Source organism: Atopostipes suicloacalis DSM 15692 (genome assembly GCF_900129085.1).
Taxonomy (GTDB): Bacteria; Bacillota; Bacilli; order Lactobacillales; family Carnobacteriaceae_A; genus Atopostipes; species Atopostipes suicloacalis.
This window is the reverse complement of sequence record NZ_FQUF01000029.1, coordinates 18,118-29,364: the sequence shown is the minus strand read 5'-3', so window position 1 is coordinate 29,364 and position 11,247 is coordinate 18,118. Positions and strand designations below refer to the sequence as shown.

General features: G+C 34.9%; 12 protein-coding genes. 8 read left to right on the top strand and 4 right to left on the bottom strand.

Features of this window, described 5'->3' with window-relative positions:
- Window positions 1–77 precede the first annotated feature (77 nt).
- Together istB and istA are read right to left on the bottom strand one after the other, a co-directional pair.
- Window positions 78–803, bottom strand: coding sequence for an IS21-like element helper ATPase IstB (gene istB, locus BUB96_RS08545; protein ID WP_073297469.1), 726 nt, complete (start codon window positions 801–803; stop codon window positions 78–80).
- Window positions 800–2,215: an IS21 family transposase gene (gene istA, locus BUB96_RS08540; protein ID WP_200789046.1), complete on the bottom strand. Its 1,416-nt coding sequence runs from the start codon at window positions 2,213–2,215 to the stop codon at window positions 800–802. Before istA ends, istB begins: the two co-directional genes overlap by 4 nt.
- 163 nt (window positions 2,216–2,378) lie before the next feature.
- Here istA and BUB96_RS08535 point away from each other — a divergent pair, with 163 nt between their 5' ends.
- From BUB96_RS08535 to BUB96_RS08515, 5 genes are all read left to right on the top strand, one after another.
- Window positions 2,379–3,377 (top strand): hypothetical protein, encoded by a 999-nt coding sequence (locus BUB96_RS08535; protein ID WP_073298451.1) that lies wholly within the window; start codon window positions 2,379–2,381, stop codon window positions 3,375–3,377.
- Window positions 3,378–3,722: 345 nt separating this feature from the next.
- A complete protein-coding gene (locus tag BUB96_RS08530) occupies window positions 3,723–4,322 on the top strand; it encodes a nitroreductase family protein (RefSeq protein ID WP_073298450.1) in 600 nt (199 codons plus the stop codon).
- Between the two features lie 301 nt (window positions 4,323–4,623).
- Window positions 4,624–5,241 (top strand): DUF2179 domain-containing protein, encoded by a 618-nt coding sequence (locus BUB96_RS08525; protein ID WP_084137066.1) that lies wholly within the window; start codon window positions 4,624–4,626, stop codon window positions 5,239–5,241.
- An 87-nt stretch (window positions 5,242–5,328) separates the two neighbouring features.
- Window positions 5,329–5,511 (top strand): LysR family transcriptional regulator, encoded by a 183-nt coding sequence (locus tag BUB96_RS08520; protein WP_073298448.1) that lies wholly within the window; start codon window positions 5,329–5,331, stop codon window positions 5,509–5,511.
- 47 nt (window positions 5,512–5,558) lie between these two features.
- Complete coding sequence (locus BUB96_RS08515; protein WP_073298447.1) at window positions 5,559–6,281, top strand: LysR substrate-binding domain-containing protein; 723 nt, start codon at window positions 5,559–5,561, stop codon at window positions 6,279–6,281.
- Here the strand turns inward: BUB96_RS08515 and BUB96_RS08510 are convergent.
- On the bottom strand, window positions 6,168–6,743 hold the full coding sequence (locus tag BUB96_RS08510) for a chromate transporter (protein ID WP_073298446.1): 576 nt from the start codon (window positions 6,741–6,743) through the stop codon (window positions 6,168–6,170). The genes BUB96_RS08515 and BUB96_RS08510 overlap by 114 nt on opposite strands.
- On the bottom strand, window positions 6,715–7,302 hold the full coding sequence (locus BUB96_RS08505) for a chromate transporter (protein WP_073298445.1): 588 nt from the start codon (window positions 7,300–7,302) through the stop codon (window positions 6,715–6,717). The genes BUB96_RS08510 and BUB96_RS08505 overlap by 29 nt, the downstream gene beginning before the upstream one ends.
- 909 nt (window positions 7,303–8,211) lie before the next feature.
- Between BUB96_RS08505 and celB the strand changes: the two genes are divergently transcribed.
- The 3 genes from celB to BUB96_RS08485 all read left to right on the top strand — a co-directional run bounded on the left by celB (window position 8,212) and on the right by BUB96_RS08485 (window position 11,224).
- On the top strand, window positions 8,212–9,567 hold the full coding sequence (gene celB / locus BUB96_RS08495) for a PTS cellobiose transporter subunit IIC (protein ID WP_073298443.1): 1,356 nt from the start codon (window positions 8,212–8,214) through the stop codon (window positions 9,565–9,567).
- Window positions 9,568–9,699: 132 nt separating this feature from the next.
- Window positions 9,700–10,197 (top strand): GNAT family N-acetyltransferase, encoded by a 498-nt coding sequence (locus BUB96_RS08490; RefSeq protein ID WP_073298442.1) that lies wholly within the window; start codon window positions 9,700–9,702, stop codon window positions 10,195–10,197.
- 133 nt (window positions 10,198–10,330) lie between these two features.
- Window positions 10,331–11,224 (top strand): VOC family protein, encoded by an 894-nt coding sequence (locus BUB96_RS08485; RefSeq protein WP_073298441.1) that lies wholly within the window; start codon window positions 10,331–10,333, stop codon window positions 11,222–11,224.
- The last annotated feature ends 23 nt before the right edge of the window (window positions 11,225–11,247 follow it).

The window sequence follows — 11,247 nt, the reverse complement described above, 5'->3', positions numbered from 1 at the left end:
ATGTGTTTTGCAATAGAGAAGTACATAGTTTTGCAACGAAAAGTACACAATGTTGCCACCCAATATTTTCCATTTAATTATTCTATTTTAGATAAAGCATTTTTCAAACGATAGCTTTCTCCTGTAAAGGTTAGTATATGCGCGTGGTGAATAAGGCGATCCACCAGCGCCGATGTGAGGCGCGGATCGATAAATACTTTATTCCAACTGCTAAACTCTAAATTTGATGTAATGATAATACTTTTTGTCTCATACCAATCACTTATCAGTTGAAAAAGTAATTCTGAACCATTTTTATTAAACGGTACATAGCCCATCTCGTCCAGAATGATCAGTTGAACACGATTAAATCGCTTCTTAAATCGTTCTAGTTGTCCATTTTTCCATGCCTTTTCTAACTCAATGACAAGATCACTAACACGCCAGAATCTTGTTTCAATACCTTCTTGGCAAGCTTTGTAACCAAGTGCACTCGCTAAGTGCGTTTTTCCGGTGCCTGGGGCACCAATACAGACAACATTCTGATTTGACTGAATAAAGTCTAATGAAGTTAACTGCTCCTTCGTCTGATTATCTTGTACGCGAATTTGATCATGCCATTCAAACATTTCCAATGTCTTATGATTTGAAAACTTTGCCTGTTTAATTAAACGCTGGATTCGTCGCTGTTCCTTTGCCTCTACTTCATGAATCAATAATTTAAGTAACCATTCTTCTTTATTTGAATCTTCAATTGAATCAATAAGACTAGGTACACGACTTAATCGTAATTCTTGGCAAACCGATTCTAGGGTATGACTCATACGCTCACCTCCTTAGAAGGAGAATGCGTCAAGGCATCATATCCTTGCCAATTCACATCACTAATACTTTCTTCATTTTCTTCAGTAACGAGCTCATAGAACCGTTCGTTTACTTCTACCATCGTGTGATTTACAAGTAACTCCAATAATCGATTAATTCTTTGATAAAGTAATCGGAAATCATCAATTCTTAAATACGCTTGAATCCTACCAGGAAGATATTTCCAATAACGAGAATAAGTTATTTTAGATAAACGTTGTTTCCAATCCTTAAGGATTGTATGCCAGTCAATCGCTCGTTTTTTATATAAATATGAACGGAAATCCTCCTGGATTAATTCTCCATTTTGAGTGACAATACGATACTTATCCCACGTGAGATAAGCATATAAGTTACCATGGCGCCATGAATTATGAATATGTATGAAAGTATTATCCAGTTTGATTTCATTTAGTTTATTGGCGCGTATCATAATTTCTTTAAATACTGGATAATCTTCATCAGGTAATGCCAGACAAACTTGTTTTTCTTCTTGCCACAAACTTTCAATTATTTGTATTTTTTCGTAATGCTTTTCTTGACGTTTCTCAATCATTTTTTCTTCTAAATCATGATTGAGAGAAGTAAAGTCTTTCATTTTTGGTGTCTCCGAGAAGAAGTTATATCTCACATAGCCGACTTTATTTTCCACACTACCTTTTTCATGTCCACTAGCAGGATTACAAACCTGTACTTCAAACCCATAATGCATCGCAAACTGTTGGAATTCATCCGTTAAGATGGGATCCTCAAATTTTGATTTTGGTTTAACAACAGCCGTTGTCATATTATCAATTCGAATTTTGCGAGGCACACAACCCATTTGGTTAAAAAGTTGTTTCATCCCCGTTAATAGACATTCTTGGTTTTCGCTTGGTAAAGCTACAGCGAATCCGGCATTACTATAGGGTGTACTCAGTACTAGCGCCTTAACGTCCTTAAATGACCCTTCATGTTCAACTTCCATCGTTCCAAAATCAAGTTGAGCCTCAGCTTGGGGATGTTCCAAGCGTTCGTAGCCAGCACTTGGCAAATCATTATGATGTGTACTTTTCCATTCCTGCACAAAATTACAAACGGTCCGATAAGATCCTAAAAAACCTAGACCTTTTAATGATTTATAATAATTTTTATTGGTTCTTCGTTTCTTTTTAGTAAGACGATAGTCTTCTTCTAACCATAAGGAAACGATATCTCCCCATCCTTCATCGTACATCATCCCTGATTTTTTCGGTATCTTTTCTTCAGGAAGGATTGCATTATCCGCATATTTTTTAGCTGTGCGCCAATTGATACCTAAGGTATCAGAAATTTCATTGATTGATTTATCGTGATTATTCCGTAGATTTTTGATAGTCTTAATGTCGGTCATTGTTAGCATCCTTTTCTACCTCCAAGTTAAGCGTCGTAACTTAAACTTTAGAGGATTATTGGGAGGCTAACAAGGCCTTTTTTTATTTCTAGGTTATGTACTTTTCCGTTGCAATCTTCTGTATTTTTATATTGCCACAAACAACTAAAGAGGAGTGGATGTAGTGAAGCGTTTTTTCACATTGCTTTTTGCTATTTTATTCATGACAGGTTGTAGTTCTACTGAAACAAAAATTGAAGAAGCTACCGCTGGATATTTAGATGAAGGATATAATACTACAGAGGTGAATGTGATTTCAATAGAAAAAGAAAAAGTAAATGTACCTTTTATAGTTTATGCTTTAGATAGAGCCTTTAACGGGAAAAATTATGATGTAGAGATTGAAGTAGGAGATTCTATTTCTACAGAGATGACTGGCTGGGTGAATAATCGTGAATTAGCTTTAAGAAATAATAACTATATTTTAAGAAAAGATGAACAACTTAGAGAACGCAGTGAAACTTACCAAAATAAATTAGATGAATTACTTGAAATGGGAATTCAAGTTGAGAAGGCAACTGAAGGTCATGAATATAAATTATATAATGAAGGTATTCGATTGATTAACTTTGAAATCGAATCGGAAAATGAAACTTTCAATGGGGAAGAAATATATCAGTTGCTAACTGACTTGTCTGAGGAAATTTTAGAAAATATTGATACAACCGTTGAATTAGAATTAACGCTACCTGTCAAAGCTTATCGTTCTTATGAAGCTCAAGGAGAGGCAGAGCATTCGATTACAGAACAAGAAGCAGAGATAAAAATTCCTTATGAGGAAGATAGAAAAGTGATTGATCGACTAAATTCTACGTTAACTGCTGCTAAATTAAATCATCAATTTGATGAAGATTTAATTGAAAAAATACAAGAGTTAGATCTAGTATTTGTGGAGTCCACATTGAAGGATCGAGTGGATCAAGCAGATACAGAGTTTATCCATGAGATATCTTTCGTGAATTCAAGTGAAATAAAAGATGAGACCATTTTAGAATTAATGAATTTATTGAGGGAAGAGAGCTACCATAAATCTTATATTACTTTTATCAACCGGCCTAATGGTGAAAGACTCAACCAAGTAGATAAAATCCAAACGATTGAAGATATTGAAAACTATTTTTGAAAATAAGTAAATAGGTAGCTTAAAGTCTAAAAAAATGACTGTAGCAGCTAAGGGTATCTAACATTTTTTTGAAGCTTATTTTTAACCTAATGAATAAAAATATTTATTCCAGTACCGAGTGTTACAAACTCAATGTATAGGAAACTATTTAAAGATATAATAAAATACTCCAAAGTAAAATTGGTATGGTAAATTAAAAGCATAAAAGACTCGTAAATATATTTTTAAAGCAAATAAACCTCTGCTTCGAGATATTTACTTTGATTTCGAGATAACTAGATGATATAATAATTACTGTACTTAAGAAATAAAGAATAATTTATAATTTAAAAGGAGAATGATTAAGTGTCAGCATTAACAGAATTAACTAAAAATCGTCGTTCACAGTATGTGATTGGAAATAATACGGACTTAACAAATGAAGAAATTGTTGAGCGTATTACTAAAATTGTTCGAGAAGTTCCTTCAGCAAGTAATAGCCAAACTACTCGAGTCGCCTTCGTATTTGGAGATAAAAACGTTGAATTATGGGATCACATCCTAGATGTTCAAAAAGACGTTTTACAAGGTGACATGTGGGAAAGAATGTCTGGTGTTATGGAAGGTGCTAAAAATGGCGTTGGAACGATTATCTTTTTTGAAGATCTTGAAGCAGTAAGAGAAATGCCAACAAGTCCTTCGAGAGTAGAAGTTTACAAACAAAATAACGACGCCAATGTCCAATATGCTACTTGGTTAGCTTTAACGGAAATGGGCTTAGGTGGAACATTACAGCATATGAATGTTGGTTATGAACAAGGATTTGATAAATCGGTTAAAGAATTATTAGGACTACCAGAGCACTGGGAAATGCAAGCTCAAATGCCATTTGGCTCTATTGAAGGCGATCCTGGAGAAAAAGAATATATCGAAGACAGTGAACGTGTACGTGTAATTGGAGAGTAAATAAAACACATAGATCTCATAAAAGTACTTCCTTTAAGGGAGTACTTTTTTAATATGGATTTATTTTAAAGCTTTACCAGAACTTATTTGCCAAATATAAACTTAATATTATAGAAAATCTAGTAAAAAATGATAAAATATTATAATATGAATTAGATCAAATCGTTGTTGCTCCTTTTCCTAAAGAGAATCGATTTCTTAGGTAATGAATAATTTGATTTATTCTGGATCTGTTTTCTTGTATGAAAAATTTGTTTTTGTTAGTTTAACAATGGTTAAAAGAAAGGAAGCTCATTTATCTATGAATTGGTTATTGCTGGGTCAGATTTTTTTGATTAATTTATTGTATATCACATTAAACACGATTCGGGTCATTTTGACGATGCGGGGTTATCGTAAAGTGGCTCCCTTAATTGCGGTTATTGAGGTGACTATTTACACGGTTGGTTTATCGATGGTCATGCAATATTTATCAAATCCTATTTACTTGGTTGCGTATGCTTTAGGATTTGGCGTGGGAATTTATACAGGAATGATGATTGAAGACCGTTTGGCCCTAGGCTACTCTGTGGTTCATATTATTACAAATACCGTCGATCACTCACTTGCTGACAATCTTCGATCAATAGGGTATGGTGTGACAATAGAATCGGGTTATGGACGAGATGGAGAACGGCTTATCTTAACAGTTATCGCGCCGCGTTCTACAGAAGCACGTCTTTATAAAGAAATTGATGAACTTAACCCGACTGCTTTTTATTATTCATCCGAAGAAAAGTATATTCGTGGTGGTTTCTTAACGAAGAAAATCAATCAACAGAAAATCGAAGAAGCTCCATTACCTGAGGAAATATTATCGAATCAAGAAGAATTTATGTCAAAAGAAGACTATCAAGAAGAGATGTCTGAGACCGATTAGTTTGTTATAATGAAGTACTCTCATTTCAATTGGGAGTACTTTTTCTAATACAATGGATTGAATGGATACAAAGTTGGAGGAAATTAAATGAATTTTAAATTGTTAGAAACCTTTATCGCTGTAATTGATCATCAAACGATGTCCCGAGCAGCGGAACATCTATTTACTTCACAGCCAAATGTTTCTATGATGATTATGAAGTTAGAAGATTACTTTAGTACAAAACTTTTTTATCGAACGTCAAAAGGTCTGCAATTAACCCCTGTTTGAAGTAACTTGGACACTTTGCGCGAAAAATTATTCATGATTTAAATGAAATGAATCAACAAATGTTTTCGCAAAAACGTTCTTTACGTATTGGCAGTAGTGTGACAGTAGGACATTATCTATTGGATAACTATTTACAAGTAGTGAAAACAACGATGCCAAATCTTCATTTTGATATAATGATTTCTAATACAGAAAGTATTGAAGAAGCCATTCTTGCAAATCATTTGGACATTGCGATTGTAGAGGGTATTGTTGAATCTTCAAGAGTTTGTCAAGTTGATCTGGAAGAAGACGAGTTAGTCGCTGTTTTAAGTGCGGATTATCCCATTGAACAGCCAATTACCCAGTTGCAGGATTTAAATTTGCTTCCCTGGATTGCTAGAGAAGAAGGTAGCCATCGTCGGAATCAATTTGAACTGGATTTGAAAGAGAGAAAAATTCATCCAAAAGTTGTCTTTAGCGCAACGAATCTGGATACCATTCTACAGGCTGTTGAGCATCAATATGGATTTGCTGTGTTGTCAAAGTTTGCTTTTGAAGAGGCACAAAAAAAGCAAAACCTAGAAAGACTAAGTTTTGCTGACTATCATTGTCCACGCTCCATTCGAGCCATTTATCGAAAAGATGTTGAAAAAGATCCTTTGATTAAAGGTGTATTACATTGCATTCAAAGCGACTTGCAGAAGGGTTCCGATTACGCCAGTTCCGAGAATAACACTGACGGCACTGGGCTTCTTTTTTCGAAGGATGTAGAACCCGGCGATAAATAGTCCAAACTCCAACCATCTGAATTGACTGAATGTTGCTTGCGTGAAATCTGTGTTAAATAGAGCCAAAACCAAAATGGAAGCTCCGGCACTAGCAATCAATGCTACTACAGCAGGGCGAAGTGCCCCTAATACTGTTTGAACGCCTGAAAAATTTTTATATTTATAATAAAAATAAGCAAGTGTCAAACAAATTATAAAGGCTGGAATAATAGCGCCAATGGTACAAACTATTGCTCCAATCGTACCATAGACTCGTTGTCCAACGAAGGTTGCGGAATTGATTGAGATCGGACCAGGTGTCATTTCAGCAATGGTAATCAAGTCTGTAAATTCAGACATTGTCATTAATTGATGAGTGTTGACAATTTGTTCCTGGATCAATGGGATGGCAGCATAACCCCCACCTACACTGAAAAGCCCAACTTGTATAAAACTAACGAATAGAGTCCACAGAAGTCCCATTGTCTTTCTCCTTTCTCAAGTCCAAATAAACGGTCACTAAGCCAATCGCAAGACAAGTAAAAATAATGTACATTGCGCCTACATTAAAGAAATATGTACCGATAAACGCCAACAACATAACAACGATGTAGACAATGTTTTTCGTATCTAATACATGTTTTCCAAGATCCACAACCACATCTAAAATAACAGCGGCTACGCCTGCACGCATGACTTGCAAAGCAATCGCGATGATTTGATTGCTTTTAAATTGAGTATAAAAGACAGAAATTAACGAGATAATGACAAACGGGGGAAGGATTGTTCCAAGGATGGCAACGATACTCCCTAAAATTCCAGCCATTCGATACCCTAAAATCACACTAGCATTTACTGGGATCGGACCGGGACTGGATTGGGCGATTGCTGTAATATCTAACATTTCTTCTTCTTCCAGCCATTCCAATTCTTCTACAAATTTTTTATTATAAAGTGATACAATGACGAATCCTCCGCCAAACGTAAAAGCACTCAGCATAAAGGTTGAGGTAAATAGTTTCCATAACTTATTTTCTTTCATGATTTTTCTCTCCTTTAGAAGTAATTTACCAATTCTAGGGGATGATGTGAAATACAGATTCCTTATAGCCCCTATAAATACCTTCCACAAATGTGTTCGTCGCACTCGTTCTTTTTTCTAAATTATAAATGCGATAAAGATAAATAAAATAAGGAATTCTCTATTTTATTCAATGAAACAGGAAATTGCGTATTCGTGTTGTCCGGTATCGATTACATATGTTAGAGTATATTTCCGGGAAAATTTAAGAAAGGGAGTGAAAAAAATAGGGGGTGTATGAATGGTTTATTCAGAAGATTTGAAATATATTTTGTAATTTGAGCAATATAAGAGATATAAAAAAGCAAATTGAAAGAGTAAACCACGAGAAACTGAACAAAGCCTATACATGTTATGAGCCAAAAAATGAGTAAAAAGCAGGTAGAAGAAAAAACTAAAAATGTATCCAGACGCTATAATCGAATATTTATACTTCGCTATTATACAGTCGGATTATTTTTTATAAACCTATACTGGTTTTTAATGTCCATCCTGAGTCAACACTGGGGAGCTATTATACCCTTTTCATTATTAATGTTTTCAGGCGTTGCATATAGTGAACAATTAAGGTTTGCAACTAGTAAACAGGATAAATTTTTATTGTCAAGAAACAAAGTATATTTTTCAGTACAATTAGTGACTATGATTTTTTTATTTCTTTCGTTGTTTCATCAAGGAGTTTTTAATTGGTTTTTCCCATTTTTCGTTTTTAATTCTCGTCTAAGACTCATACTGGGAGGTTCTTATGTATTGGGAATTTTATTATGTCTTCTTTGCGTAAAAAGAATTAAAAACGTTTCGATGAATAAAGATAAGTATTATTTAAAATATGAAAAGTAATTATTTCAAAATGTAGAAAGAGTGGAAACTATGAATCAAAAAGCAAATGATTTTATGAATGCGCTTGAAGAAAAGTTTATGGGGCCTTTAGGAAATTTTTCTCAAACGAAATTTGTTAGAGCAATCATGAATACTGGGATGGCAACCATACCCTTTACTATTGTTGGATCAATGTTTTTAGTGTTGAATGTTTTACCGATGACTTTTCCAGCTCTAGAAGGTTTCTTTAATGCAACATTTTTTAGATTTAGTGATTTATACATGTTGGCTAACAAAGCAACGATGGGTATTTTAGCCTTATTTTTCGTTATTATTTTAGGTTATGAATATACAAAAACCTATATACAAGACGAAAAATTAAATTTAGATCCTTTAAACGGTGCGCTATTATCCGTAATGGCCTTCTTTATGGTCATCCCTCAAATTGTTTTCGAAGATGGCTATATGACTTTAGTCAATGTAATGGATGATTCTTCTCAAGTGATAAATGGTTTGGACATTGGTGCGGATGGAATTACCCGATTAGGTACAATGGGTATTTTTTCAGGGATTATAATGGCTATCGTGGCTGTTGAAATTTATAGAATTAGTGTCCAAAAAAATTGGACAATTAAAATGCCGGAAGCTGTTCCTCAAGGAGTTTCTAAAGCTTTTACCGCATTGATTCCAGCATTTCTTGTCGCTTTAGTCATTATTATTTTACAAGGAATTTTAGTTGCCCTTGGAACAGATATTTTCCAATTAGTTGCTATTCCTTTTGGCTTTGTCACAAACATCGCAAATAGCTGGGCTGGATTAATGCTTGTTGTTTTCTTACTTCATGCTTTATGGATTGTAGGAATTCATGGAGGAACCATTATTACATCATTAGTAGCGCCTATCACTTTAGCGAATATGCAAACAAATGTTGAAGGAGCAGTTATTCCTTTTGCAGGAGATATTTGGAATGTCTTTATCCACTCAGGAGGCTCAGGAGCTACTCTTGGCTTAACGATTTGGATGGCTTTCCGTGCAAAATCAGAACAATTAGGAGCTTTAGGAAAAGTTTCTATTGTCCCTGGGATCTTTAACATTAATGAACCTGTCATTTTTGGGATGCCGATTCTTTATAACCCAATTATGGCCATTCCATTTATTATTGCACCAATGGTTACGGCAACGATTTCTTATGTGACTATTAATATTGGTTTAGTTGATCCAATTATTGCGCAAAATCCATGGCCAGCTCCTGTTGGTTTAGGTGCCTTTATTGCGACAGCAGGTGATTGGAAATCGATTGTCTTAGCGGTATTTAATGTCTTAGTCGCCTTTGCTATTTATTATCCATTCTTGAAAATGTATGATAAACGTTTGGTTGACGAAGAGCTGGCGAATATAGCCGAATAAAAATAATTGAAATCAGGAGTTGCTGGATCTATTGATTCGGCAACTTCTTTTTATATATACTATAGATATTCAGTCGATGGTGATAAATCAAAACCATTTTAATAATATAAAAGACAAAAAGTAGGGATAAATATGGACATTCGATTAGCTCAAAAAGAAGATATTCCAAAAATGCGAGAAATTTTTGATTATGGACGTCAAGTTCAACAAGAAAGTGGAAACTTGGATCAATGGGAAGTAGGCTATCCCTCTGAAGAGTTAATCTTAGCGGATATTTCCAAAAAAGCAGCACATGTTTGTGAGGATGAAAAAGGTCGTATGCTGGGAGTGCTCTCAGTTTTTACAACGCCAGATCCAACCTACCAAGAAATCGAAGGCACTTGGTTAAATGAAGAACCTTACGCTACAATTCATCGAATTGCAACAAATGGTAAGAGAAAAGGGACTGGCCAACAGATGATTAAATGGGTTCAAAATCAATATGAAAATGTAAGAATAGATACCCATGAGAAGAATGAACAAATGAAACACGTCGTGAAAAAATTAGGCTTCGAGTATTGTGGCATTATCTATCTAGAAAATGGGGATCCCAGAAATGCTTACCAATATTCTAAAGATTCCTCAAAGTAAGTATTTTTTTGGTCATTTCCAAGGGAGCTATGGTAAAATTTATTTAGACAGGTAAGTGTATGAAACATTTTTCTTCATCATATATTGTATTCTATTTCGTGTTTTACTCAAGGAAATTGAAAGGAAGAGAAAAATGGAAAAAATTGTCCCTCATTTTTGGTTTGAGACGGATGCAAAAGAGGCGGTTGATTTTTATATGTCGTTGTTTGAGGACTCAGAAATACGCACTGTGCAGGAATTAGAAGGAACCCCGTTAGGAGAAAATACTGTTGCCTATGAATTTAACTTAGCGGGTCAACATTTTGCGGCACTCAATGGAGGACCTAACTTTAAGATGAACTCTTCGATTTCCATGACGGTCCATGGTAAAACGAAGGAAGAAGTTCAAATGTTATGGGATGAGCTAGCAGAGGGTGGCCATATCTTAATGCCTCTAAAAGCATATGATTTTAGCGAGTTTTATGGTTGGGTGGAAGACCGCTATGGGTTGTCTTGGCAGCTCATTTATACAGAAGGAAAGAATGATAAGCAAAAAATTATTCCTTCCCTCACGTTTTCGGGAACAGCCACAGGGAAAGCGCGAGATGCGATCACTTATTACACCAATATTTTTCAAAATGGCGAAATATTTGAGGTGCATGAATATGAGAGTGGACAAGCAAGTTCAGAAGAAGCACAAATTGCCCATGCGACTTTTGAAATAATGGGCCTTGAAATGATTGCAGCAGATCATCCCGAAACGGTAGATTATCAATTCAATGAAGGGGTCTCCCTCATGATTTTATGCGTCACTCAAGCAGAAATCGATTATTATTGGGATAAATTATCAGCAGCGATAGAAGCAGAACAATGCGGATGGGTGCAAGACAAATTTGGCGTTTCGTGGCAAATTGTCCCCATGAATTTGTCTGAATTATTAAGTACCGGAACTCGAAAACAAATTAATGCAGTAACCGAAGAATTTTTACAAATGGAAAAAATAAATGTCGAAAGATTAGAGCGAGCTTGGGAAAAAGCTGCCGAATAAAAAAGGGAGCTAAAAGATTTATT

What these genes read in the sequence shown, in the direction of transcription:
- istB (WP_073297469.1), bottom strand. Translation starts at nt 803, where the DNA reads ATGAGTCATACCCTAGAATCGGTTTGCCAAGAATTACGATTAAGTCGT.
- istA (WP_200789046.1), bottom strand. Translation starts at nt 2,215, where the DNA reads ATGACCGACATTAAGACTATCAAAAATCTACGGAATAATCACGATAAA.
- BUB96_RS08525 (WP_084137066.1), top strand. Translation starts at nt 4,624, where the DNA reads ATGAATTGGTTATTGCTGGGTCAGATTTTTTTGATTAATTTATTGTAT.
- BUB96_RS08520 (WP_073298448.1), top strand. Translation starts at nt 5,329, where the DNA reads ATGAATTTTAAATTGTTAGAAACCTTTATCGCTGTAATTGATCATCAA.
- BUB96_RS08515 (WP_073298447.1), top strand. Translation starts at nt 5,559, where the DNA reads ATGAATCAACAAATGTTTTCGCAAAAACGTTCTTTACGTATTGGCAGT.
- BUB96_RS08510 (WP_073298446.1), bottom strand. Translation starts at nt 6,743, where the DNA reads ATGGGACTTCTGTGGACTCTATTCGTTAGTTTTATACAAGTTGGGCTT.
- BUB96_RS08505 (WP_073298445.1), bottom strand. Translation starts at nt 7,302, where the DNA reads ATGAAAGAAAATAAGTTATGGAAACTATTTACCTCAACCTTTATGCTG.
- celB (WP_073298443.1), top strand. Translation starts at nt 8,212, where the DNA reads ATGAATCAAAAAGCAAATGATTTTATGAATGCGCTTGAAGAAAAGTTT.
- BUB96_RS08490 (WP_073298442.1), top strand. Translation starts at nt 9,700, where the DNA reads ATGGACATTCGATTAGCTCAAAAAGAAGATATTCCAAAAATGCGAGAA.
- BUB96_RS08485 (WP_073298441.1), top strand. Translation starts at nt 10,331, where the DNA reads ATGGAAAAAATTGTCCCTCATTTTTGGTTTGAGACGGATGCAAAAGAG.